A 26,039-nucleotide genomic window follows, 5' to 3' on the forward strand; every position below is an offset into this window, starting at 1 on the left:
CGGGCTTGGGTCGGGCGCATCCGCGGCCGTGATCGCGGCGCGCAAGCAGCCTGTCTCGTCAGCACGGTTGCAGGATGGGGCACGGACCATGCCTTCCTCCAGGCGGGCGATCTTCATGTCATCGAGCGACGCAAATCATGAGGATGCGCCCGACCTCGAAAGCGCCGCGGACGGCGGCAATGCGGTGGCCGCCCGCCCGCCGCCCTCGCCGCGCCCTGCCGCTCGGGTTCGCGTCCTCCTGCCCCTCTCGCTGACGATCGCTGCGGGGCTCGCCGTCGTCCTGCCGGCGACGTTGCCGGCGCCCGCCCGGATCGCGCTCTTCGCCGTGCTGCTGGCGATCATCCTCTGGTCGACCACGTCGCTCGACGTGGCGTACGTCGGGCTCGGCGCGGCGCTGCTCCTCCTCCTGACCGGCGTCAGCCCCCAGGAACGGCTCTTCGACTCCCTCGCGTCCGACGTCATCTGGTTGATGATCGGCGCGTTCATCCTGGGCGGCGCGGTCGAGCAGTCCGGCCTGGCGATGAGGCTGGCGCAGCGCGTGGTCGAGCGCGCTCGCACCGTGCGCGGCCTGTTCTGGTGCTTGACGGCCGTGCTCATCCCGTCGTCCCTCTTCGTCCCGTCGGTCTCCGGCCGCGCCGTGATCGCCATTCCCATCTTCCGCAGCATCTCTTCCATCACGGCGGATCCGCGCATCACCCGTGCCCTCGCGCTGCTGTTCCCCGCGGTGATCCTGGTCAGCACCATCGGCTCGCTGGTCGGCGCGGGGTCTCACCTCGTGGCGAACCAGCTGCTGAGCCAGGTCACCGGCCGTCGGCTGTCCTTCGGCGAGTGGGTCCTCTACGGGATGCCGTTCGGCGTGGTGGCCAGCGGCGCCGCCTGCGCGGTCATCCTGGCGCTCTTCCTCGACGGCGAGCGCCGCGGGCGATGCATCCGGGTTCCCCGGCGCCCGCGAGGCTCCTTGTCGCGATCGGAGCGGATCACCCTGGCCGTCGGCGCGACGATGGTCGTGCTCTGGCTCTCGGAGCGGTGGCACGGCTACGAGAGCGCCACGGTCACGCTGGCCGGCGCGCTCGTGCTCACGGCGCCTGGCAGCGCGCTCCGCTGGAAGGAAGGCGTGAAGGCGGTCGACTGGAACCTCCTCCTCTTCGTCGCAGCAGCCCTCGTCCTGGGAGGAGCGCTGATCGACACGGGCGCATCCGGCTGGCTCTTTCAGGCGCTGCTCCGCAACAGCGGTATCGAGAGCGCCGGAGGGCACCTGTTCTTCGTGATGGCGGTCGGCGTGATGTCGCTGACGTCCCACCTCTACCTCACCTCCCATGTCGCTCGCACCGTCGCGCTCGGCCCCGTCTTGCTGCAGCTCGCCGCCGATCGCGATCTCGACCCCGCGGCGGTCATCTTCATCGGCACGGTCGGCATCGATTACTGCCTGACGTTCCCGGTGAGCTCCAAGGCGCTCCTCATGTTCCAGGGGCTCGAAGGAGACACGTTCCGCCCGGCGGATCTCCTGCTCCTCAGCGCCGTCATGCTCCCGATCCACCTGGCGTCGATCGCCGTCTTTTACTTCACCTACTGGCGCTGGATGGGGCTCGCGCCATGACGAGCCCCCTGCGCATCCTGATCGCTCCGTCGGGCTTCAAGGAATGCCTGGATGCGGAGCAGGTCGCCGAGGCCATCGCGACGGGCATCCGGCGCGCGCTGCCGGAAGCGCGCCTCCTGAAGGCGCCGCTCACGGACGGCGGCGAGGGCTTCACCCGGGCGCTGGTCAAGGCGACGGGCGGCTCCTTGCACCCCGCCATCGTGACAGGCCCGCTGGGCCAGCCTGTCGCGTCCCATTTCGGCTTCCTCGGCGGCGCCGGACCACGGACGGCGGTGATCGAGATGGCCGCTGCCGCCGGGCTTCGCCTCGTCCCGCGTCACGCGCGCAACCCGATGGCCACAACGACGCGCGGCGTCGGCGAGCTGATCCGCGCCGCGCTCGACGCGGGCGCGGAGCGGCTGCTCCTCGGCTGCGGCGACTCCGGCACCAACGACGGCGGGGCGGGCATGGCCCAGGCGCTGGGCATCCGCCTGCTGAACGCGGCGGGGATCGAGATCGGAGCGGGAGGAGGAGCGCTGCTGGAGCTCGACCGCATCGACCCTTCAGGCAGGGACTCCCGCATTCCCCGCGTGCAGATCGAGGTGGCGTGCAACTGGCGCAACGTCCTCTGCGGTCCTGGCGGCGTGGCGCGCGTGTTCGGCCCGCAGAAGGGCGCCTCGCCGGAGATGGTCGCGCGGCTGGAGGCGGCCCTGGAGCGCTATGCCGCCCTCATCGCGCGCGACGTGGGCGTGGACGTGAGAACCATGCCGGGAGGAGGCGCCTCCGGAGGCCTCGGCGCGGGGCTCCATGCCCTGCTGAAGGCGACGCTCCTGCCTCGCTACGATGTCCTCGTCCGCTACCTGGACCTGGACGGCCTCCTGCGCGACGCGGATCTCGTCGTCACCGCCGAGGGGGGGCTCGACGCCCGGACCTCGCGCGGCAAGATGCCGGCGGAGCTGGCCAGACGCGCAAAGCACTTCAGGCTGCCGGTCATCGCTCTGGCAGGGACCATCGACGAGGATGCGCGCGTGAACTACGCGTGCGGCATCGACTCGTTCTCGTCGATCCTCGAGGCTCCATGCACGCTGTCCGAGGCCATGGATCGTGCACCCTTCCTGATCGCGAACGCGGCCGAGAACGCGCTGCGCTACATCCTCATCGGCCGAGGTCTCCCCGGGCTCCGCAAGGCGCGCGGGCATCCGCGTCCACGCGCGCGGGCGGGCTGACCCGACCTGGGCCGGTCAAGACACCTCGGCCTCGGCTGGGGCCGGCGGCGCCGGCGCGGCGGAGCGCGCGGGGCGGAGCGGGTGCGTCTCGACGCGCCAGATACCGTCGTCCGTCAGGCGGATCGCCGCGAACCTGGCGACGCCGTCGAGGTGGCCGTCGGTCTCGTGGCCGAGCGTCGACGAGGGGTGCGCGTACACGCTGACGCGGCCGCCGCTCTTCGAGCGGTAATGGCCGAAGAACGCGAGGTGCTTGTGCCCGTGGAGCACGAGCGCGCTGTTCTTCTTCGGGTTCTTCTGCTGATACGCCGCGAGCATCTCGAGGAGGCGCGGGCCATCCATGGCGATCATGAACGTGTCGTTGAGCGAGATCGGCCCCGCGAGGCGCGCCACGTGGTGGTGGAGCAGCACGATGACCGGGCCGGACCCCCGCCGGAGCGCGCGGGCGAGGCGACGCAGCTGAGCGCCGCCGATCTGCCCGATCGCGTTCGACCCCACGAACCGCGACCTGTAACGGTTGGAGTTGAGGCCGAAGATCCGGATACCGCCCCCGAGATCGAGCCGCCTCGGATACAGGCCGGCGATCGCGCGCAGCCGCCGCCGCGCGCGCTTGCGGGCCGGGACGTGCAAGGGAGGCTGGAAGGGGCCGCGCTCCACGCGGGTGAGCACCTCGATGAAGCGCTGCTCGCGCTCCGCCCGCTTCGTGAGGTAGGGGTCCGGCGACGTGCCGAGGTTGATGGCGACATCGTGGTTGCCGGGCACCATGAGCACCTGCGAGGAGGCCGGGATACCGGAGAGCGCCGCCTCGAGCTCGTCCCACTGCGCCTCTTCCCCGAGATCGGTCATGTCGCCCGTCAGCGCGACGAGCGGCGGCTTCATGGCGGCGATCTCCGCCACGAGCCGCCGGAGGCGGCCTGTCAGCTCGGCGGTGTCGGGGCGAGGGGCCCCTTCCGGCCACGCGGCGGAGCCCTCCTCGATCTCGTACGGCTCGCTGCCGCCCGCCGTGATGTGGAGATCGGAGATCTGGCAGAGGACGAGCCGCCCGCCGGGGATCGCGTCGCCAGGATCGGGGAAGAGCGTCGCCGCGCCGCCATACCGCAGGATCACGCGGGTCGCCTCGCCCAGGGCGGACGCGAGCCAGGCATAGAGCGAGAGCCCGAGCGCGAGCGCGGCGAGCGCCGTGCACACGGCCAGGACGAGCGCGGCCCCGCCGCCGAAGGAGAGCCTGCCGCCCGCGGGGAACCAGGTCGCGAGGAAGGAGAGGAACGACCCGTCCAGCCACGAGGAGAGCCAGGCGGGGACGCCGACCTCGAGGGCGTACACGGCGAGCCCGCCGGCGCCGCAGGCCGCGGCGAGGAGGACGAACAGCAGGATCAGGCGATCGCGGACGACGTCGATGACGTCGACGACCTCGCCGAGCCTCCCCCGGAACGACGAGCGGAAGTAGCGGCTCCCGTAGGAGATCTTCTTCCATGTCTCCGGCCGCCACACCCGGCCTTGGCTCGCGACGCTGGAGACGACGAGGGCCGGGGTGATGACCAGCGCGAACAGGACGAGGACCGGCAGGAGCGCCAAGTAGAGGACTCGGAGGGCCGCCCTTCGCGCCATGCCTCATTTGACGTGCCCCGGGCAGGACCGTCAAGGAGCCGCTCGGGCCGCGAGCGCCCCGAAAGTTGCCGGAATCGATGGATGCTCGTAGCAGTAAGCGCGAGCTCGCGCGCTGATGTCCTGCACCGAGACGCCGATAGAGCCGGCCTGCGCCCTGCGATCACCCGCGCCGAGCGATCCGCCGCCGGCGCTCTCGACCGGCGCGCGCGCGGCGCCTGCGCGCCGGCGTGGCAGGGCCGCGGCCCTCGTCGCCGCGGGCGCCGCCGGCGCGGGAGCGGCCGTGTGGACAAGCGCGGCCGTGGCCGTGTGGACCGGAGCGCCCGCGACGGCGGCGCGCAGCGCGGCGCCGCTCGTGGCGAGCGCGGCGAGCACGCTGACGGAGCGCGCGCCGACGGCGCCACCAGAGCGCGTGACGCTCACGGCGGATGACGAGGACGCCGAGCCCGGCACGCTGGAAGAGCAGCGCCTCCGGCTGTTCACGCGGATGCGGCGCGAGCTCGCGCTCCCCGACGAGGCGATGCGGCAGGTCGAGGCGATCTTCGCGGCGTCGACGGTGCTCGGCCAGGGCAACCCCGCGCTGACGCGGCACCCGATGTCACGATCCGAGTGCCGTCGCATTCGAGCGCTCTCGGGCGTCGAGCCGGCGCGCGAGCCGGCCTGCGGCGCGCCGGGGATGGTGCCGCTCTTCGATCCCACGCGCGGTCAGACCGCGGCGGACGCCCCCGCGTGCATCGATCAGCTCGAGTTCCCGAACGTGCCCTGCGAGTACCCCGTCGTGCACGTCCGGGCCCGCGAGGCGGCGCTCCTGTGCAGGGCGGTAGGGAAACGGATCTGCGACGCGCACGAGTGGGAAGGGGCGTGCGCCGGCGCCCTCCGCGATCCGGACGTCGAGTACGAGTGGGCGCGCCCCCGGAACGAGGCGAGCTGGCACCACAACCTCCTGCGCGAGAAGGTGTGGAGCTACGGCCCCGCGAAGAACCACGCGCTCTGCGGGACGGGGAGCTCCCGCACGCCGGGCTGTCCAGGCGGCGGGTGGGACCGCTGCGGCTCCAACACGTATCCGGCCGGCGCGTTCCCCGCCTGCCGGAGCAGCCTCGGTGTCTTCGATCTGCACGGCAACGTGGCCGAGCACATGAGCCTGCCCATCCTGCCCGAGGAGCTCGCGCGGCACGGCGATCGGGGCTTCACCGAGATGAAGGGCAGCTGGTTCGCGTTCTCGTCGATGGAGGTCCACGCCGACGACTGCCGCTTTCGCGCCCCCGACTGGCACGCGACGCGCCTCATGAGCAGGGGCAGCCACGCGAACTACCACCTTGGATTCCGCTGCTGCAAGGACATCACGCCGGCGGACGGCGCCGAGCGAGACGGGGGCGTCGACCCCCAGGGCGCCAGATGAATCCATCCACATAGATTTGACCACATGAGCCCACGTGTGCGCATTGGGTGGTCCATGGGCGCAGGATCTCGCTGACGCGGCTCGTTTCGAGCGCCCGCCGCGAAGTTGCGGTGGCGGAGGCAGACGATTACGGCCCGAGGCGATCGATTCGTGTCGTGCCTCCGTTGGGGCACAAACGGCGCAGCCTGAGCACGTCAGGCGCAGAGGGTCCGACGTCGCGCGCGGGTTGCGGCCCGGTCAAACGAGCGGCGGGGAGGCGCCGCGCGCCGTCGCCAGCGGGCCTCGATCGGGCCTCGACGGCTCTCGTTCACGACGGCCGCGGTGCGGGCGGGAGCGCAGGGGCTCTGCTCGAAAGCCCGCGAGAGAGGCGTTGCGCGCGGCGCGCGGCGCCTGCCGCCGAGGCGTTGAGTTCGTCATCTCCAGCATGGGGCGCGCGGCCCGCGGGCGATAGGCCCTCCGATCGGGGGCCGTCCCGCCGGTCTCCGCGTTGAGAACCCGGAAAACCAAGGCCGGCGTCGATCCAGAGAATGCCTTTTTGCGGACGCGTCAGGGCTGGTGACACGAGCTCGCAGCGGCAGTGTCTGCACACGAGGGCTGAGGCACACAGCCTGCTCTTCGATGAGCCCACGGTGGCTCGGACCTTCCGGCCATCACGGGATATTGAGGAGGACAACACATGCTCTCGATTCATGGCAAGGTGCTGGGGCTCGCGGTGGTGATGGCGGCGCTGGGCACGGGGTGCGCCGTTGACGCGGTGAACGACGCGGATCTCGACGAGGCCAGCATCGACGAGGTCGAGCAGGTCGATTCGACCACCGAGGCGCTCGAGGCCGGCGCGTCGGCGAGGGGCGGGTATCAGGGGCCGTACGGCGGCAAGGGCGGGCCGATCGGCGCGCAGGGCCCCATGGACCTCGGCCAGGGGCCGGTCGGCGTGCAGGGACCGGCGGGCCCCGGCCTGCAGGCGCCGATCGGCCAGATGGGGCAGGGGCCTGTCGGCCAGGGGCCGGTCGGGCAGGGGCCGGTCGGGCAGGGGCCCGTGGGCGTGCCGGGTGGCGTGCCGGGCGTCGGTGGTGTGCCGTTCGGCGGGATGCCGTTCGGTGGCATCGGTGGTTTCGGCGGCTTCGGCGTGCCTGCCGCGTTCATCTCGAATTGCACCACCTTCAACACCGTGTTCGCTCCCGACTGCTTTCCGTGCAGCCCCTGCTGCCCCCGGCCCTGCAACCCTTGCAATCCCGCGGGCATCGGCGGCCCGCTCAACGGCGGGTTCTCGGCCGGCCCCTGCGGTGGCGGGTTCCAGGGCCCCTGCAATGGCGGGTTCACGGGAGGCTGCGGTGGCAACGCCGGGTTCGCCGGAGGCTGCGGCGGCAACGCCGGGTTCGCCGGAGGCTGCGGCGGCAACGCCGGGTTCGCCGGAGGCTGCGGCGGCAACGCCGGGTTCGCCGGAGGCTGCGGCGGCAACGCCGGGTTCAGGCCGGGCTGCGGCATCTGGTAACCACGGGCCTCGGACCTCGGCCGGTCGCGCCGGCCGCGGAGAGGGCGCGGGGCTCGGAGGCGAAACGCCCGGCGCCGCGCGCCGGCCGCCACGGGAGCGCGTGAGTCGATCGCGTTCGATGGCCGATCTCGGGTCGGCCCATCGTCGCCGCTCTCCCGCGCGGGCTTCACCAGCGCCGCCTCATGCTGACCACCTCGGCGGCCAGCGGACGGCGGGGACGTGACGGCAGCGCTCGAACGGCCGCAACGGCAGAGGCTGGGCCCGCGCCGGCGGGGGCGACCCATGTGAGGTGAGGTCGTCGCCGCCAGCGCGGGTCGCGGACGCAGGGGGACGGCGCCACAGGGCCGTGCCCCCGCGGCTCGCGCGGGATGGCGGGATGGTGGCCGGGCCGGCGATGATGGGGAGGTGAGACGCGCTGCGCCGCGGGAGCGCGGCGCGGCCGGCGAAATTGCGCGAATCCCGCGAATCGCGCGGAATTACACCTGAGTCCAGCGAGTCCGCGCCGGCGGCATGTGCCGCCTTCACGGGCGTTGCTACGCCGCGAGCGATCCCTTAGAGTGGCGCTAACGCTGTGATCGGCACGATCATCGACGGCAAATATCAGATTCGCAAGCTCCTCGGCGAGGGCGCCATGGGCTCGGTCTACGAGGCCGAGCACACGGGGACCGGCCGACGCTGCGCCGTGAAGGTGATCAGCTCGGCGGATCTCACCCGCGACCCGAAGGTCGTGAGCCGCTTCCAGCGCGAGGCGCGCGCGGCAGGCGCGATCGACACACAGCACATCACGCAGGTGCTCGACGCCGGCGTCGATCGCGGCTCGAACCTGCCGTTCCTCGCGATGGAGTTCCTCGCGGGCGAGGACGTCCACGAGCTCATCAAGCGCGTCGGCCCGCTCGCGCCCGACCTCGCGCTGCGCATCGTCGCGCAGTCGTGCATCGGGCTCCAGAAGGCGCACGAGGCGAGCGTCGTCCACCGCGACATCAAGCCGCACAACCTGTTCCTCGCGCGCCGCGACGCCGGCGAGATCCTCGTCAAGCTGCTCGATTTCGGGATCGCCAAGGTGAAGATGGACCGGGCGAACGAGACCGAGAGCGCCGATCTGACGCGCACCGGGAACCTGATCGGCTCGCCGCTCTACATGTCGCCCGAGCAGGCGCGCGGCCAGAAGGAGATCGACCACCGCACCGACATCTGGTCGCTCGGCGCCGTGCTCTACCAGCTGCTGACCGGGCGGACGCCGTACCATCACATCACCGCGCTCGGTGAGCTGATCATCGCGATCTGCTCGGATCCTCCGCCGCAGGTGCAGGATTTCGCCCCGTGGGTGGCGCCCGAGATCGCGGCGATCGTGCACCGATGCCTCCTGCAGGCCCCCGGGCAGCGCTACCAGAGCGCGCAGGAGATGTTCGGCGCCATCCGGCCGCTCCTTCCGTACGGCTGGGGCATCCACGAGAGCATGCTCGTGCCGCTGCCGGAGGCCGTGCACCGCCAGTCCGCGCCGCGGCTCGCGATGAACGCGCCGCCCGCGAACCAGGGCGGCGCGTACGCAGCGGCCTCGCCGGCGAACCAGAGCGGCGGGTACCCCGCGATCTCGCCGGCGAATCAGGGCGGCGTGTACGCCGCGACCGCGCCGGCGAACCAGAGCGGCGGGTATCCCGCGGTCCCGCAGGAGCACCGCGGAGGCTACTCGTCGTTCGCGCCTCCCCCGCTCCAGAGCGGGCCACCGGCGGCGATCATTCCGGCCACCAACCACGCTGGCGCTGCGACGACGGGGGCGCTCACGCAGTCGCACCGCGGCACGCAGCCCGGCGTGCCGCGGGTGCCGGTGGTGGCCGGCGCCGCGCTTGCCGCCGCGGTCATCGCGGCCGGCGTGTACTTCATCAGCCGGCCGCCGCCGGAGCCGGTCGCCCAGCCGGAGGCGAAGGCGACCGTCGAGACGCTCCCGCCTGCGGCGGCCACGCTGACGTCGACCGCCCCGACGCCGTCGCCGGCCGCGACGCCGACGACGCCGGAGGTGGTCGCGGCGGTCGAGCCGCAGCCGAAGCGCGTTCAGGTCGTCATCCTGCCCGCCGACGCCTCGGTCGAGGTCGAAGGCAAGCGCGTGACGACGCGCAACGGGATCCTCGATATCACCGGGCCGCCCGGGAGCGTGCACAGGGTGCGCGTCTTCAAGAAGGGGGGCGGCGAGGCGATGGCCGACGTCGTGGTGACCGACACCGGCGCGTTGCCGCCGAAGGTCGAGCTCACGCCGACGTCGGGGAAGGGCGGTCCTGCGACGTCGGCGAAGAGCACCTCGGCCGCGCCGGCGACGGCGCCGCCCGCGCCCACGACCCCCAAGGGGATCATCGACAACACCGACGAGTTCGGAAAGTAGCAGCGGAGCGACAGGCTGAGTACGGTGCTCGATCGAATGGATCTGCGTACGCGGCGCGGCGGCTCTCGTCTTCTCTCCCTCGCGCGGCGTCCCCGCGCAGCGCCGCGGCTGCGCGCGCTCTCGGCCGCGGTCGCGGTCGCGGTCGCCGCCGGACCGGTGCTCGCGCAGCCGGCGCCGCCGGTCACGGACGCCGCCGCGCCGGTCAAGGAGGGCGCCGCGCCCGCCGCGGAAGCCGGCGCGCCGGCCAGGGAAGGCGCAGCGCCGGCCACCGGGGCTGCGGTGCCGGTCGAGGAGGCGCCCGTCTCCGAGACGGACCGGCAGGTGGCGCGGCTCCACTTCGAGAAGGGGCTCACGCTGCTGCGCGAGGAGGCGTGGGGCCCTGCGCTCGCGGAGTTCCTCCTCTCGCGCAAGCTCTTCCCCACGCGCGTGGCCACGAACAACGCCGCGATCGCGCTGCGCAAGCTCCAGCGCTACGACGAGGCGCTCGAGATGTTCGAGACCTTCCTCCGCGATTTCACCATGTCGGCCGCCGAGCGCGCGGCCGCGCAGCGGGAGATCGCCGAGCTGCGGGCGCTCGTGGGGACGCTCGACATCACGAACGCGGAGCCCGGGGCGTCCATCGTGGTGAGCGGCGAGGAGCGCGGGCAGTACCCGCCCGTCAAGCCGATCCGCGTGGCGGCGGGCGCGCACGTCGTCCGCGTCTTCAAGGAGGGCTACGAGCCGGTGGAGACGCGCGTCGACGTCGCCGGGGGGCAGACCGCCACGGTGAACGCGAAGCTCCGCAGGCTGACCCGCTCCGGCCGGCTGCGCGTGGTGGAGCGCGCCGGCAAGACGGTCGACGTGCTCGTCGACAACGTCGTCGTGGGGCAGACCCCGTGGATCGGCGCGCTGTCGGTCGGCGATCACATGGTGGCGCTGCGCGGCGCGGGGAAGCTCGGGACGCAGCCGACGGCGGCGCCCGTGAAGCCGCAGGAGCTCACGACGCTGTCGCTGCTCGCCGAGGATCTCGACGCTTCGTTGCGGGTCGACCCCACGCCGCCCGGCGCGAGCGTGTGGATCAACTCGGTCAACGTGGGCAACGGCGTCTGGCTCGGCCGGCTCAAGGCCGGCACGCACCGGGTCGAGGTGAAGGCCGACGGGTTCGTCACGGGGACGCGCACGGTGACCCTGCTGAAGGGCCAGCGCCAGAGCCTCGACATGGGGCTCGAGCGCGACGAGGACGCCGATATCTGGCGCAAGCCGCCGAAGATCACGCTCGACGTGAGCGCGTCGTTCCTGCTGGCGCCGACGCTGGGCGGCGAGATCACGGACGGCTGCGGCTCGGGTTGCTCCAGCTCGCTCGGCCTCGGCGGGCTCGGCATGATCCACGGCGGTTACGAGCTCGGCTCGGGGATCGGCGTCGGGATCGAGCTCGGCGGCCTGTTCGCGGCGCAGCAGCTCGACGAGCGCTCGGCGACGCTCAGGCCGGTCGGCTACCGGGATCCGCTCGACGGCACGGCGAGCGACACGCTCCGCCTGGGCGGCTTCCTGGCCGGCGCGACGTTCGGGTACCACTTCGACATCAGCGACCGCTTCCCGGCGCTGCTCCGGCTGGGCGCGGGGGTGCTCGTCGGCGAGGTCCGCGACGAGCGGACCGGCAGGTTCAGGACGACCGGGGGGGAGTGGTTCAACACGTTCCCGGTGGTCGACTTCGCCTCGGCGACCTACTTCTACGCGGATCCTGATCTGCGCCTCGGCCTGCGGCTCGGAGAGCGGTGGGAGGTGTCCGGCAGCCTGAAGCTGCTGCTGCTGATCGGCCTCAGCAAGCCGAAGTGGGACAGGACGATCGAGCTGTCCGCCTCGACGGACGGGATCGGCACCTACGAGCCAGAGTCGCTCATGGGTGATTTCGTCCTGATGTTCTCGCCCGGGGCGAGCCTGCGTTACCAGTTCTGACGAGACCCGCGCCGGTCCACGGTGCGCGGCCGCGCGGCGTTGCGTGCGTCGCGATCTTCCGCCCCCCTCAGCACCATGCCGAGCAGAGCGGCGGTCTCCCGCACAGGAGACGGGCCCAGACACGCGTCTTGATCTTCCGCCCCCTCAGCACCATGCCGAGCAGAGCGGCGGTCTCCCGCACAGGAGACGGGCCCAGATCGGCGTTTTCGGCGCGCAAGCGCACTCCCGTGCGCTGAGCACCGAAAACGTCGAGGTGGGCCCGTATCCGAAGCGGGTGACCGCCGCTCTAGCGCCGGCGGCGAAGGGCGGCCAGCGCCGCGGCGACGCCGACGAGGACGGAGAGGCCTGCGGCGGTGCGCTCGGCGGGGGCGCCGACGACGCTGCAGGAGCAGGACGGGACCTCCGACGGATCGATCTGCGGGACGCACTGGTTCGCGAGGTTGCACACCATGCCATCGACGCAGTCGGCCACCGATCTGCACGGTGAGGCGCAGGCGCTGCCGCCCGGCGGGCAGCTGTACGGGGTGCAGTCGGTGTCGACGCCCGGGGATCGGAGCGTGTGCTCGCCGTCGCAGCGCGGCCCGATCTCCTCGAGGTCGGCGCAGACGCCGTCGAGGCAGACGAAGTCCTGGATGCAGTCGTCGTCGGAGGCGCAGGAGGTCTTGCAGGCGGTCTCGTCCGCGCACTTGAACCCGCCGCAGCGCTCGACCACCGGCTCGTTCTCGCGGCCGTCTCCTGCGCAGAAGAAGCGCGTGAGCGTCGCGGGACCCACGATGCAGCCCTCGTCCGGGCAGGAGCACGTGAAGGTCTTCGCGACCGCCCCTTCCACAGGGAACATGCACTTGGCGTCGGTGGCGCCGCCGCAGTAACCGGCACACGCGCCCTCACCGGGGCAGGCCTCACGCTGGAAGGTGCCGCCCTCGTTGGGGTGCGGCGCCTCGTGCTCGACAGGCGTCCCGACGTTCGTGCACCTGCCGACGTTGTTCACCACGTCGCATGCCTGACACTGGCCATCGCACCGGAAATCGCAGCAGAAACCGTCGACGCAATGGCCCGAGACGCACTGGCGATCACGCGTGCACTCGGCGCCGTTGGCGAGTCGATCGAGACACAGACCCGACCCGGGCGGTGCGCCCCCCGATCCCGCGGACGCTCCGCCTGCGCCACCCGCACCTCCGCTGCCTCCAGCGGCTGCGCCGCCGGCACCCGCGCCACTCGATCCAACGGAGGCGCCGCTGGCACCGGCGCCACCGGATCCAGCGGACGCGCCGCCTGCACCGCCGGCACCAGCGCCCCCCGATCCAGCGGCTGCGCCGCCTGCGCCCGCGCCACCGGTTCCGGCGGACGCACCGCCCGCGCCACCCGTTCCGGCGGCTGCGCCGCCCGCGCCGCCTGCACCCGCGCCGGTGGACGCGCCGCCCGCACCACCACCACCACCCGTTCCGGACGATGCACCTCCGGCGCCGCCGGCCTCACCGCAGGCGTCCGGATCGCCGACGCCGACGTCACACCAACCGCTCTCGTCGCAACCGCAGTCGTCCAGGCAATAGAGGATGCACCTGTTGTTGCTGCCGCAGCGGCCCGGCTTGCAGTCCTTCGTGGATTCATGAGCCAGCGCGCGCCCCTGGCCATCGCAGCGGTTGTGCACTTCGATCTGGTTGACGCAGACGACCGGGAGCTCCGTGTCGGGCTTCGCAGGACCACACGTGCCATCGCTGCCCGTCCCCTTGCCCGACGCCGTGCACGAGAAGCACTCCTGATCGCACGCCTCGTTGCAGCAGACGTTCTCCGTATCGGAGCAATGCCCTGAAGCGCACTCCTGATCGTGCACGCACGCCTCGCCGTTCGCCTTGATCAGCAGCTGCGCGCTGGCGAGCGGCTGCGCGCTCGTGGCCCCGATGCCGCCCGCGACGAGCACCGCCCGGCCTGCGACGCGGTCGGTGCCGGCGTTGACGACGACGGCGGCGTGCTCCCGGCGAGCCTCCTGTGCAAGCGAGCCGGCCGGCAGGGTGAGGGCGCTGAACTTCCTGGTCAGCGGATCGTAGATGGCGGCGCTCGAGAGCGAGGTCGTGCCGTCGAACCCGCCGGCGATGAGGACGTCGCCGGTCGGCAGCAGGCTGGCCGTGTGGTTGGCGCGCGCGTTCGCCATGGAGATCGGCGTCGGCTGGAGCTCGAAGCCCCGCTTCGTCGGATCGGCCACGCCGTCGTGGTAGATGTCGAGGGTGCGGACGTAAGCGCCGCCAGAGACCCGGGTGGTGCCTCCGACGAGGATCACCTCGCCCGAATCGAGCGTCGTCGCTGCCTGGCCGCCCAGCGCCTCCGTACGGTCGATGAGCGTCGCCGTGTGGAAGCCGCGGAGGGCGCTCATCTGCGCCGTCATCGGGGTCGCGGTGGGCGAGAGGACGGAGATCGGCCGGAAAATGCCCTCGTCCTCGTGGAAGATCTCGGCCGAGGTGAGCGCCGCGCCCGAGAGGACGAAGCCACCTGCGACGAGCACGTTCCCCGCCTTCAGGCGGACCGCCGTGTGGGCGTGGCGCGAGGTCGCCATGCTGCCCACGGAGGCGATCGTGCTCGTGACGGGCGCGCCGCCGTTCGGTCCGAAGGCGCTGAAGGTGTAGAGGGAAGCGGTGCTCGTGGGCTGGTTGAGCGGATCCGCGAGGCCGCCTGCGACCAGGACCACGCCTGGATCGAGGAGGGTGGCCGAGTGATTGAACCGGCCCAGAGAGGCCCCGGCGTCCCTGACGAACTGGCCGGTGGCCGGGTTGTAGACCTCGACGGCGGCGACCGGCGTGCCGCTGGTGCGCTGGCTGCTGCCGCCCACGACGACGACCGCCGGCGGCGGAGGCGCAGGATCCGACGGCGCGGCCGGGGCGAGCTTCGTGACGGCCGTGGCGGTGTGGGCGCCGCGCGCGACGTCCATCGCGTCGGTGCTCGCGAACGTGCGGTCGAGCGGGAAGTACAGCTCCGCCGTCGCGAGCGCGCCCCCGGACGCGTCGAACCCGCCCGCGAAGAGCACGGGGCTCGCAGGGTTCGCCGGGTCGATCACGGTGGCCGTGTGACGGGCGCGCGGCGTGATCATCTGGTTTGTCGTGGCGATCCACTGCGGGTCGACGAGCGCCGGGTACCGAACGCCGGCGGGCTGCCATCCGACGATCACCGTGCAATCCGGCGCGCCCGGCGGGGTGACCGGCCGGCCCCACGGGGCGCGAGGGCTCGTGTCGACGGCGCAGCCCTCGACGGAGAGCGAGGCCGGAACGCGCGCGCCGTTCGCGTCGACGAGGTAGGGGGGCGCGACGCGCAGGCGGGGCGAGCCGCCGGCGTCGAGGAACTCGAGCGTGCGCTCCACGAGGCGGAGGCCCGAGACGGCGGTGACGTCGACCCGGTAGCGGAGCTCCTTGCGCGTGGGCTCCTGCTCGAAGACGACGAAGTCCTCGGTGCCGTGCGGGAGGACGCGGTGCAGGACGTCGCGGGCGCCGCCGCCTTCGGCGCGCAGCGCGCCTGCGTAGAGGACGAGGCCGCTGTCGACCGCGGCAGGCACGTCCGCGGCATCGACGAGGGAGAAGGCGATCGAGACGCGGGACGCGCCATCGGCGAGGCGCACCGGACCGGCGGCGCGCGCCGGGAGCTCGACGGACGCCGCGGCGGCCTCCGGGGCTGCCGCGCGCAGGGCACCGGCCGGAGTCGCCGCGACGATCTTGACGGGGCTCGCGGCGATGGCGTTGGCGAAGCGCGCGCGGATCGCGGCGATGCGGGCGCGCGCTCCGGGCGGCGCCGCCTGAGGCGACCCGGGGCCGGCCGGGGGGGAGCGGCGCGAGGCGCCCTCGTCGGAGCAGCCAAGGACCTGGGGGAGAATGGCGCACGCAGAGAGCAGCGCAGCCGTTCGCAGCCTGAAGCCGAGTCGCAGCACGCGGTGGTTTCGCAAGGGTCGTTCCGTGGTCGGCGCGGCGCGCGCGACGTGAGAGGGCGGATCTGGGCCATCCTAACAGAAGGCGGCCCGCCGCCGAACAAGTGAGGCGGCGCGTCGAGAGAGGCGAGGGGCTCCTCCGACGTGGCCTCCGACACGGGGACGTGGCGGCGGGCGATCGCCGCTCGATCGAGCGCGCGGCCGAGGAAAACCTCCCCAGGAGGCGGGCGAAACTGGGTAGGCTTACGGGGGCGCTGTCGCGTACGGCGCGATCTGTCTGGAGGAGCCGCGATGACTTTCCCCGCCTTGCCCTGGATGTCCCGCCACCTCGCGCACGCCGGCGCTGCGCGACGCGGGCTCTTGCCGCTGATCGCGGGCCTGCTCACGCTCGTGGCGCTCGCGCCCCGGCCGGCGAGCGCGACGCTGTGGGACACGGACAATGACGAGGTCGCGAACGGCGTCGACAACTGCCCTGGGGTCAGCAACCGGAGCCAGTACGACGGCGATGGCGATGGTCAGGGCGACGCTTGCGACGATGACGATGACAACGACGGCACCCCGGATGACACGGATCTCGACGACGACGGCGATGGGATAGCGGACACCGCAGACAAGTGTCCGACGATTCCCACGCCCCTGGCCGCGGATCCGGACTTCGACGACGATGGCGATGGCGTCCCGGATGTCTGCGACAACTGCGATGGAGATCGCAACGAGGATCAGCTCGACAGCGATCGCGACGGGCGGGGGAACATCTGCGAGACCGACAACGACGCGGATGGCGACACCGACTTCAACGACAACTGCCTCAACGTCTCGAACGCCAACCAGGCCAATGCCGATGGCGACAACTACGGCGACGCCTGCGACAACTGCCCCACTGCACACAACAACGATCAGCGGGACAGGGACAACGATGGCGTTGGAGACGACTGCGACAACTGCGCAAACGCGCCGAACGCCGATCAGCGCAACCCTGACGGCGACCTCTTCGGCGACGTCTGCGACAACTGTCCTGGGACGGCCAACAACAACCAGGCGGACACCGACGGCGATACGATCGGCAACGCCTGCGACAACTGCCAGAACCGCGCGAACGAGAACCAGGCGGACGGCGATGGCGACGGGGACGGTGACACGTGCGACAACTGCCCTGGCACGCCCAACAGCGGTCAGGAAGACGCGGATAGCGATGGGGTCGGCGACGCGTGCGACAACTGCCTGAGCCGCGCGAACGCGGACCAGGCGAACGGGGACAGCGACGCGTTCGGCAACGCGTGCGACAACTGCCCTGCCACGTCGCACCCCAGCCAGTCGGACAGCGACCTCGATGGGGTGGGCGACGCGTGCGACAACTGCGCGGACCGCGCGAACGATCAGCAGAACGAGGACGGCGACGCCTTCGGAAACGCGTGCGACCTCTGCCCGTACGTCGCGACCCTGACCCAGGTCGACACCGACGGCGACGGCTTCGGCGACGATTGCGACAACTGCCCGCGCCTCATCACCGCGAACCAGGCCGACGGCGACGGAGACCGCGTCGGCAATGCTTGCGACAACTGCCCCGAGGTCGCCAACACGACCCAGGTCGACAGCGACGGCGACGGCCTCGGCAACGCCTGCGACAACTGCGCCAGCGTCGCCAACGCCGGCCAGATCGACGATGACCACGATGGGGTCGGCAACGTCTGCGACAATTGCCCCTCGACGCCGAACGGGCCGAACGACACGAACAACCAGGGCGACAGCGACGGGGACCAGAGAGGCGACTCCTGCGACAACTGCCCGGACGTGGCTAACGCGAACCAGACGAACACCGACGCCGCCACCGGCGACACGCTGGGCGACGCGTGCGACGACGACGACGACGCCGACGGCGTGCTCGACGCCGCCGACAACTGCCCGACCGAGCCGAACACGAGCCAGCGCAACACGGACCGGAACCTGCCCGGCGGCGACACGCTGGGCGACGCGTGCGACAACGACGACGACGCCGACGGCGTGCCCGACGCAACCGACAACTGTCCGCTCCAGCGCAACCTGGATCAGACGAACACGGACGAGGACCTGACCGACGGCGACGGGTTCGGCGACGCCTGCGATGACGACGACGACGCCGACGGCGTGCCCGACGTGAACGACAACTGCATCACGACGCCGAACAGCGCCCAGGCCAACACGGATCTGAACCTTGCAAGCGGCGATGCGCTGGGCGACGCGTGCGACGATGACGACGACGCCGACGGCGTGCTCGACGCCGCCGACAACTGCCAGTTCGCGCCGAACAGCACGCAGATCAACACCGACCAGAGCCTCGCGGGCGGCGACGCGCAGGGCGACGCGTGCGACAACGACGACGACGCTGACGGGGTGCCGGACGGCGGCGACAACTGCCGCACCACGCCGAACCCGGGGCAGGAGAACAACCCGAAGACCGGGCCCGAAGACGCGCTCGGTGACGCGTGCGACGACGACGACGACAACGACCGCGTCCTCGACGCAGATGACAACTGCGGATACGACATCAACACCAACCAGCTCGATACCGACGGCGATGGCGACGGGGACGTCTGCGACGACGACGACGACAACGACCTCCTCACGGATGCGGAGGAGGCGGCGCTCCGGACCGACCCGACCAGCGTCGACTCCGACGGCGACACGATCGGCGACTTCGAGGAGGTGTTGAACCGCGACAATCCCGCCGATCCGGCCAACAACACCGACGGTGACGCGTTCATCGACGCCGTGGACCGCTACAGCGACGGCGACGGGGTGCTCGACTCCGAAGAGGCCGGGGATGCTCTGCTGAATACGCCGGCGATCGACACAGACGGCGATGGGACCCCGGACTACCGGGACACCGACTCGGACGACGATGGCGTGCTCGACGGCGACGACAACTGCCGCCTCACGGAGAACCCGCCGCCCGCGCCGGGCGAGCCGCAGGTCGACACCGATGGCGACGGCAAGGGCGACGTGTGCGACGGCGACTCGGACAACGACGGCACGCTCGACGTCGACGACAACTGCCCGAGCCTGGCGAACGCCGGGCAGCAAGACGCCGACGGCGACGGGACCGGCGACGCGTGCGATCCAGACGGCGATCCGGACGCCGACGGGGTGACGAACGAGGACGACAACTGCGATTTCGCGGCGAACCCGCCGCCTGCGCCGGGCGAGCCGCAGGCCGACATCGACGGCGACGGCCTCGGCGATCCCTGCGATGACGACGCCGACGGCGACGCGATACCTGACGCGGACGACAATTGCCCGCAGATCGTGAATGCCGATCAGGCGGACGCCGACGGCGACCGCCGCGGCGACATCTGCGACAACTGCCCGAGCCTGGCGAACGCCGGGCAGGAAGACGCGAACGGCGATGATCTCGGCGATGCCTGCGATCCCGACGGCGACGGGGTGGTGACCGACGCCGACAACTGCCCCAGCGTGGCGAACCCCGAGCAGACCGACACCGACGAGGACGGCCAGGGTGACGCCTGCGAGCCGCCGGATCCGACCGGCAGCGGCGGCGGCGGAGGGGCCGGCGGGACGGGCGGCGCTGGCGGCATGGGCGGCGCCGGCGGTGAGGCCGCGACGACGACCGCGACCAGCGGCGGCGCGGCGTCGCCGGATTTCCAAGGCGGCTGCGACTGCCGCATGGGACGTGGGCCGATGCCCCGGGAGGCGTGGGGCATGCTGCTGATCCTCGCCGCCGTGCTCCGGCGGCGAGGCCGGCTGCAACCGCGACGGGCGGCATGATTCCACGCCGCGGAAACTGGGCTCTGACGATCACCTGAGAGCGACACCCGGCGAGCGCGGCGGCTCCTCGTCGGCGCGGCCGTCCGATACCGTCAATCTTGGATAGCGAGGTGCAGATTCGTGTGATACGGGCTCAGCCGCCAGGCAGGCGAGCGAGGCGCACGAAAGTACGCCGCAGCGAGCCGAACGGCGCGGACGAGCCCGCGGCGCACGGAGATGCGCCCCGCCATAACGGAGCTTCAAGGAGGACCCTCATGCAGGCATCTCGGTGGATCGCGGTGTGGATGGCGATGGGCGCGCTCGTCATCGCCGGTACGGGCGCGGGATGCGGAGCTGACGACGCCACGGGGGAGGCGACGACCTCGAGCTCGACGACCACCACCACGGGTGAGGGCAGCACGAGCAACACAGGAACGGGCGGCGCTGGCGGCGAAGGAGCGGGCGGCGCTGGTGGCGCGGGAACGGGCGGCTCAGGCGGCGCGGGAACAGGCGGTGCAGGAACGGGCGGCGCCGGCGGGACGGGAACGGGCGGCGAGGGCGCCGGCGGTTCAGGCGGCGCGGGAGCAGGCGGCTCCGGCGGCGCTGGCGGCACGTCGGGCGAGAGCTTCAATTTCACCCTCCGCGGCACCGGTTACGTTCCCGCCTACACCACTGGTGACATGGTCTACGTGGCCGTCGTCGCTGCCGGCGATGCCGCGCCGGCCCTGAGCGCGTCGGACGCGATCGAGGCCGACGGCACGTTCAGCGTGACGGGGCAGATACCCGGCGACAAGGCGTACAAGATGCACTGGTACGTGGACCTTTCGCAGAATGGGACTTGCGACGCGGCCCCCACGGATCACGTCTGGACACAGGACATCCCCACCGTCACGGCGGATATCACGCGCAGCGTCGTTCCCAACAGCGCCTTCGGCGACTGTCCGTGACGCGCCGCGCTCGGCCATTCCATAGCCGTTGATCGTCCCTGGCGCGGCGCGCCCTCCGCGCACCGTCGCCCTGTGGTCAGAGTCGTGGCCACGTCGAACGCGGCGCGGGCGGGTCGCAGGCCGCCTCCTGGACCTCGCCCAGGATCGCCGCGGCCAGGGAAGAAATGCGGATGTTGCCCCCCGCCACGCGCCCCCGCTATCGTGCCCGGCCGATGAGGCATTCCTCCGTCGCAGCGGTCGCGTCCACGGCCGTCCTCATGACGCTCGCCGGCGCCTCGCGCGGTCAATCCACCGGCGGGTTCTCCCTCGACCGGTTCGAGCCGGCGCCCGCTGGAGACGCCTTCTTCGGCGTGCCTTCTCCGGCCGCTCCCGGCCACCTCGCGCCGCGCGCCTACGTGATGCTCGATTACGCTCACCGCCCCATCCACACCAGCGGTGAGACCCCCGTCGACCTCGTCTCTTCGCAGACGTTCCTCCGCCTCGACGCCTCGCTCGCGCTCTGGGACCGCCTCCTGCTCTCGATCGACGCGCCCCTCGCCGTCGCGCAAGGGGGCGACGACCCGGGCATCCCCGGCGTCGAGTTCACCGAGCTGACGGCGCCCGAGCTCGGCGACCTGCGCTTCGGCGCGCGCGTCCGCCTGCTCGGGGAAGACGCAGGCCCGTTCCAGCTCGGGATCGGCGGATACCTGTTCGCGCCCACCGGCGCGCCGGCGCAGTACACCGGCGACGCGGAGGCCCGCGGCGCCGTCCACGCGAGCGTCGGCGGGCGCGTCGGCTCGGCGAGCTCGTCGCTCGGGTTCCTGTGGAGCGCGAGCGGCGGCGTCGAGCTCGGAGGCGGCCGCAACCGGCCGCAGCTGTTCACGTTCGGCGGCGCCGCCGGGCTCCTGATCGCCGACGATCTCCTCCAGCTCGGCGCCGAGGCGTACGGCGGCGCGCCGCTCGGCAACGAGCTCCTGCTCTCCAGCACGCCGGTGCAGCGCGACGAGGCGGGCGTCAACGCCGAGCTGCTCTTCGGCGCCAAGCTGCGCGTCCTCGACGGCCTCACGTTCGGCGCCGCGGTCGGCCCGGGCCTGACGAACGCCATCGGCACACCGCCGGTCCGCGCCGTCGGCATGGTCGGCTGGACGCCGCTCCCGAAGCCGGCCCCGGATCGCGCCCAGGCCGCCGCCGTCGCGGGCGACAGGGACGACGACGGCATCAACGACGAGATCGACGCGTGCCCCGACGTGAAGGGCGATCCTTCGCCCGATCGCGCGAAGGACGGATGTCCTCCGGCCGATCGCGACGGGGACACGGTGCTCGACATCGACGACGCGTGCCCGAGCACCCCGGGCGCCCGCAGCGCCGACGCCACGGAGAACGGCTGCCCCGAGGACTCGGACGACGACGGCTTCCACGACGGCATCGACGCCTGCCCCAGCGTGCGCGGCGGGGCGAGCGACGACCCGAAGAAGGTCGGCTGCCCTGGCGACGCGGACGGCGACGGCATCGCCGACGCCTCGGACGCCTGCCCCAAGGCCAAGGGGCCGGCGAACCGGGACCCGAAGCAGAACGGCTGCCCGGACGATCCGGATGGCGACGGCGTGCGCGGCGCCGCGGACGCCTGCCCGAACGAGCGGGGGCCCTCCGACCCCGATCCACGACAGAACGGCTGCCCCAGGTTCGTTCGCGTCAACGCCGACGAGATCAAGACGTCCAAGCCGGTCCAGTTCGTCGTCTACGGCAAGTCGCGCGCCGAGACGGTCGATCCCATCTCCGACGAGGTCCTGTACGAGGTGCGCGACACCATCCAGCAGAACCCGGACATCGAGCTCGTCGAGGTGCAAGGCCACACCGACGACAACGGGACCGAGGAGTACAACCTCCGCCTGTCGCAGCAGCGCGCGGACGCGGTCCTCTCGTGGCTCGTGGCCGCCGGGGTTCCGAGGGAGAAGCTCGTCGCCAAGGGCTACGGCTTCGAGCAGCCGGTCGGGGACAACCGCGTCAAGACAGGGCGCCAGAAGAACCGCCGTGTGCAGTTCGTGATCGTCAAGCGCAAGGGAAAGCCCTAGCGAGCAAGCGCCGACGTCGCGGCGCAACACGCTCGACCACGAGCGACACAACGCCCAAGACACCACAAATCCCGACAGACGCCCAGACGCGCGGACGCCGATACCTCGCAGTCCAGGGCGATCGCGGCGCCGCGGCACGTCATGCTGCGCCGCGCCCGCATGCGCCTCCGCCGCCGCCCGACCCCTGGCCGTGACCGTTCCCTGACGGCCGTGGACAGGCGAGTGTGTCACCTTATCGAATGCTCCATACGGTGGCGATCTCAGATATCCATCTTTGCGAGCTCGAGCCGGGTGACGGCCTGTGGATGCGCTACCGTCAGGCTCCTTACTCCCCCGACAGCGAGGTCGCGGCGATGCTGGACGCGCTCCGGGACGAGATGAGGCAGGGCGCGGCGCGCGGCGCGGGGCGCGATGAGCTCACGCTCGTGCTCAACGGCGATGTGTTCGACTTCGATGCGCCGCGCGTGATCGACCAGCAGAGCGTCTTTCACGATCTCCCCCGCAGCGCGGAGCACGCGGTGCCGGCGATGGCGGCGATCCTCGCGGACCACCCGGTGTTCATCGAGGCGCTCGGTCGCGTCGTCGCGGACGGGCACACCGTCGTGTTCATCTCCGGCAACCACGACGTCCAGCTCACGTTGCCCGAGGTGCGCGACCTGGTCCGGGCCCGCGTCGTCGATGCGGCGCTCGCCGCGCTGGGCGACGCGCCGCTCTCCAGCGCCCCGCACGCGCGCGCGGCGCTGGGCGCGCGCGTCGTGTTTCGCGCGTGGTTCCACAAGACGCCCGACGGCATCATCGTGGAGCACGGCAACCAGTACGACGCGTATTGCAGCTACCGCTACCCGATGGTCCCGTTCGGGCGTAAACCGGGCGAGATCCAGCCCACCATGGGCTCGCTCGTGTGCCGGCTGCTCGTGTCGCGCATGGGCTACTTCAACCCGCACGTGGACGCCTCGTTCATGCTGTCCGCGTTCGGGTACCTCGCGCACTGGGCGCGTTACTACATGTTCTCCAGCCGCTCGCTCGCGGGGGCGTGGGCGCTCGGCGCGCTCCGCACGCTCGTCGAGCTCGTGCGTCGGCGCGAGCCGGAGCGGCGCGCTCGCCTGCGCGAGAGCCTCGCCGCCGCGGCGCAGGAGACGGGCGCCCCGCTCCGCGCCGTGGCCCGTCACGCCCGCCTGTTCGCACCCCCGGCGGAGGATCGGCTGGGGCTCGTCGCGCGCGAGCTGTGGCTCGACCGGGCCGCGCTGGCGCTGCTCGCGGTCGCGGTGGCGCTCGTGTGGCTGGTGCTCGCTCCGCTCTGGCTCGCGCCGGGGGCGCTCGTCGCGCCGGCGGCGCTCATCGTCTACGAGCGCCTCGTGCCGAAGCTCCCGCTCGACGCGACGTGGCAGCGCGTCAGTCGCGCCGCGCGCCACGTCGCCCGCGCCCATCGCGCCAGAGCGGTCGTCTTCGGCCACACGCACACGCCCGAGGGCACCTGGGAGGGCGGGCTGTTCTTCGGCAACACCGGCTCGTGGTCCGCGGCCTTCGAGGACGTGGCCTGCACCAAGCCGGTCTTCGCCGCGCGTCCCCTGGTCTGGCTGAGGTCCGAGCCGGGGGCGGGCAGCGCCGCGCGCCTCTCGGGAGGCCTCGTGACCTGGAAGAACGGCCGCTTCGAGGCCCTCACGGCCAGCGTCCCGCCCCCCGCCGGGCAGCGCAGCGAGCTGCACGGCGCCCATCCGCCTCTCCAGTCGCCAGCGACCGCGGCGCTGCGCACGTGACGCGCGTCACGCGCGTCACGCGCGTCACGTACGTACCCGAGCAGGCCGGCGCTCTTCACTCGAATTGAGCTCCTTCCTGACTTGCGCGAGGCGCCCCGCCGCTGGATGCTCCCGGCACGACACGCGTCCCGCTGACGAGGAAGCTCTGTGAACCCCCCGCTCCACATCGAAGCCGCCGGTGACAGCCACGTCGGCCACCAGCGCGAGCACAACGAGGACAGCTTCGCGGTCGATCTGGATCTCGGCCTCTTCGTCGTCGCGGACGGCATCGGCGGCGCCGCCGGTGGGGAGGTCGCGTCGCGGATGGCGGTCGACATCGTGCGGTCGTTCTGCAAGGACGGCGAGGGCGAGATCACCCAGCCGACGGGGTACGACGAGGTGACGCCCCTCGAGCTGCGCCTGGTCTCTTCCATCTGGCGCGCCAACGAGCGCATCTTCGAGGTCGGGCAGCGCGACCCGCTCTGCTACGGCATGGGGACGACGTTCGCGGGCGTCTACGTCGACGGGAGCTCGGCGTGCATCGCGCACGTCGGCGACAGCCGGGTCTACCGTTACCGAAGGCGCCGCCTCGAGCGGCTCACCGAGGATCACTCGCTCTGGAACGAGCACCTGAACACCGGCGAGCAGCTGCCTGACGATGTGGATCCGCTGCTCGCCCGCAACGTCGTGACGCGCGCGCTCGGGATGGGCAAGACGGTCGACGTGGCCACGCGCGTCGAGCGGCCCGAGGCCGGAGATCTCCTGCTGATCTGCTCGGACGGGCTCTCGGGCCCGGTCCCCGAGCTGGAGATCGCCGAGCTGCTCGCGCAGGAGAGCGACCTCGCCGCGACGGCGCGGTCCCTCATCGACCGCGCCAACGAGCACGGCGGCCCCGACAACGTCACGTGCGTGCTCGTGCGGTGGAACGCCGGCGGCTGACGCGGCCGAGCGCGCCGCGCCTCGGCGCACGAGGACGCGCCCCGCTCTACGGGAGCGTCTTGATCCGGAGCAGATCGGCGGACCTCGTCATGTCGCTGGCGAGCGTGCCCGGGGTCGCGTCGTCGCTCTCGTGCTCCACGAGCGAGAACAGCTTCCCGAACGGCGTCGCGAGCTGCTCGTCGGTCGGCTCCGCCTCGCTCCACCCCTCCGGAAGCGGTGGCAGCGCGTCGCCTTCGATCGCGTCGTACGCGCTCGACAGCCGCTCGAAGCCGTCGCGCACCGCCTCGTCGACCTCCGCGCCTTCGGCGCCCTTGGTCAGGATCCACGGCTGGAAGGCCTCGTAGGTCGCCACGCCGGCCGCGACGTTCGCGCGCATGTCGGCGAGCGTGTACTGGGCGTAGCGGGACTCCTCCTCTCCGGTCGCCGCCTTGCTGGTCTTCTCCACCTGCTCGGCGATGGAGGCGATGACCCCGCGGTAGGCGGACGGCGCGTCGAGCGCGAGCGAGCCGAAATCCGATCGCATCTTCGCCGCGTCGGCCGCGAGGCGCGCGCAGAGCTCGTCCTTGAACGACGCGGCCTCGGCCTCGGTGGCAGGGAAGGCAGCCTCGCTGTAGTTATCGAGCTCAGACTCGAAGGCGAGGACGGGCTCCGGGATCGCGTCGGCCCAGAGGATGCGCTCGACGGCGTGTACGCCGGTCACGCCCACTCCATCAAAGAGGTTGTCGTCGGCCTGCTCCTCGATGAACGCGTCGTAGCGGGCATCCGTCGAGTAGTCGAGATCCGGAAAGACGACCGCGATGGCTCCTTCGACGCTCTCGTAGGCTTGCCGTGCCTTCTTCCACTCGGCCTTCATGGCATCGACGGCCTCCTTGTCGCTCGTCGCGCTCCACCCGTCGGCGTCCGGCGCGGGCGCGGCGGCCTGGAGCGCGGCCGTGGCGGCGGCGAACTCGTCGATGTTGTCCTGGATGAAGGCCTTCACGTCGAGCACTGCCTGCTGCTCGTACTCCGCGTCGGTGAGCAGCGTCTCGTTGTCGCTTCCGCACGCAGGAAGCGAGAGGGCGGCGGCGGCGATGGCCAGACCGGACCGCAGGCGGGCGGGGATGTGCATGATGTTCGA

The 26,039-nt window shown here is 72.1% G+C and carries 14 protein-coding genes; 11 read left to right on the forward strand and 3 right to left on the reverse strand.

Annotation, left to right across the window (positions count from 1 at the left end):
* Positions 1-88 precede the first annotated feature (88 nt).
* Together WMF11_RS19970 and WMF11_RS19975 are read left to right on the forward strand one after the other, a co-directional pair.
* Positions 89-1,597, forward strand: coding sequence for an SLC13 family permease (locus WMF11_RS19970; protein WP_437978595.1), 1,509 nt, complete (start codon positions 89-91; stop codon positions 1,595-1,597).
* Positions 1,594-2,802 carry a glycerate kinase family protein gene (locus tag WMF11_RS19975; RefSeq protein ID WP_437978596.1) on the forward strand — a complete coding sequence of 403 codons (1,209 nt, stop codon included), beginning with the start codon at positions 1,594-1,596 and terminating at the stop codon, positions 2,800-2,802. The genes WMF11_RS19970 and WMF11_RS19975 overlap by 4 nt, the downstream gene beginning before the upstream one ends.
* Before the next feature lie 15 nt (positions 2,803-2,817).
* Here WMF11_RS19975 and WMF11_RS19980 read toward each other — a convergent pair whose 3' ends face one another.
* Complete coding sequence (locus WMF11_RS19980; RefSeq protein WP_437978597.1) at positions 2,818-4,407, reverse strand: metallophosphoesterase family protein; 1,590 nt, start codon at positions 4,405-4,407, stop codon at positions 2,818-2,820.
* A 115-nt stretch (positions 4,408-4,522) separates the two neighbouring features.
* Here WMF11_RS19980 and WMF11_RS19985 point away from each other — a divergent pair, with 115 nt between their 5' ends.
* The 4 genes from WMF11_RS19985 (at position 4,523) to WMF11_RS20000 (ending at position 11,604) form a co-directional block, all read left to right on the forward strand.
* Entirely contained in the window at positions 4,523-5,803 is a 1,281-nt protein-coding gene (locus WMF11_RS19985; RefSeq protein WP_437978598.1) for an SUMF1/EgtB/PvdO family nonheme iron enzyme, read from the forward strand.
* A 676-nt stretch (positions 5,804-6,479) separates the two neighbouring features.
* The gene (locus WMF11_RS19990) at positions 6,480-7,295 is read left to right on the forward strand and encodes a hypothetical protein (RefSeq protein WP_437978599.1); all 816 of its coding nucleotides are present in this window, start codon (positions 6,480-6,482) and stop codon (positions 7,293-7,295) included.
* Positions 7,296-7,866: 571 nt separating this feature from the next.
* Positions 7,867-9,669, forward strand: coding sequence for a serine/threonine protein kinase (locus WMF11_RS19995; protein WP_437978600.1), 1,803 nt, complete (start codon positions 7,867-7,869; stop codon positions 9,667-9,669).
* 36 nt (positions 9,670-9,705) lie between these two features.
* Positions 9,706-11,604: a PEGA domain-containing protein gene (locus WMF11_RS20000; RefSeq protein ID WP_437909991.1), complete on the forward strand. Its 1,899-nt coding sequence runs from the start codon at positions 9,706-9,708 to the stop codon at positions 11,602-11,604.
* Between the two features lie 286 nt (positions 11,605-11,890).
* Here WMF11_RS20000 and WMF11_RS20005 read toward each other — a convergent pair whose 3' ends face one another.
* On the reverse strand, positions 11,891-15,526 hold the full coding sequence (locus WMF11_RS20005) for a Kelch repeat-containing protein (RefSeq protein WP_437978601.1): 3,636 nt from the start codon (positions 15,524-15,526) through the stop codon (positions 11,891-11,893).
* Positions 15,527-15,799: 273 nt separating this feature from the next.
* Here WMF11_RS20005 and WMF11_RS20010 point away from each other — a divergent pair, with 273 nt between their 5' ends.
* The 5 genes from WMF11_RS20010 to WMF11_RS20030 all read left to right on the forward strand — a co-directional run bounded on the left by WMF11_RS20010 (position 15,800) and on the right by WMF11_RS20030 (position 24,922).
* Positions 15,800-19,270, forward strand: a complete 3,471-nt coding sequence (locus WMF11_RS20010; protein ID WP_437978602.1) for a thrombospondin type 3 repeat-containing protein — start codon at positions 15,800-15,802, stop codon at positions 19,268-19,270.
* A gap of 254 nt (positions 19,271-19,524) precedes the next feature.
* A complete protein-coding gene (locus WMF11_RS20015) occupies positions 19,525-20,196 on the forward strand; it encodes a hypothetical protein (protein WP_437978603.1) in 672 nt (223 codons plus the stop codon).
* A gap of 212 nt (positions 20,197-20,408) precedes the next feature.
* Complete coding sequence (locus tag WMF11_RS20020) at positions 20,409-22,247, forward strand: OmpA family protein (RefSeq protein WP_437909997.1); 1,839 nt, start codon at positions 20,409-20,411, stop codon at positions 22,245-22,247.
* A 251-nt stretch (positions 22,248-22,498) separates the two neighbouring features.
* Entirely contained in the window at positions 22,499-24,004 is a 1,506-nt protein-coding gene (locus tag WMF11_RS20025; RefSeq protein WP_437909999.1) for a hypothetical protein, read from the forward strand.
* A 147-nt stretch (positions 24,005-24,151) separates the two neighbouring features.
* Entirely contained in the window at positions 24,152-24,922 is a 771-nt protein-coding gene (locus WMF11_RS20030) for a PP2C family protein-serine/threonine phosphatase (RefSeq protein ID WP_437553864.1), read from the forward strand.
* Positions 24,923-24,968: 46 nt separating this feature from the next.
* Here the strand turns inward: WMF11_RS20030 and WMF11_RS20035 are convergent, their stop codons facing one another.
* Positions 24,969-26,030, reverse strand: a complete 1,062-nt coding sequence (locus WMF11_RS20035) for an EfeM/EfeO family lipoprotein (RefSeq protein ID WP_437910000.1) — start codon at positions 26,028-26,030, stop codon at positions 24,969-24,971.
* Positions 26,031-26,039 lie beyond the last annotated feature (9 nt).

It is taken from the genome of Sorangium sp. So ce295, assembly GCF_051527405.1.
Classification (GTDB): domain Bacteria; phylum Myxococcota_A; class Polyangia; order Polyangiales; family Polyangiaceae; genus Sorangium; species Sorangium cellulosum_B.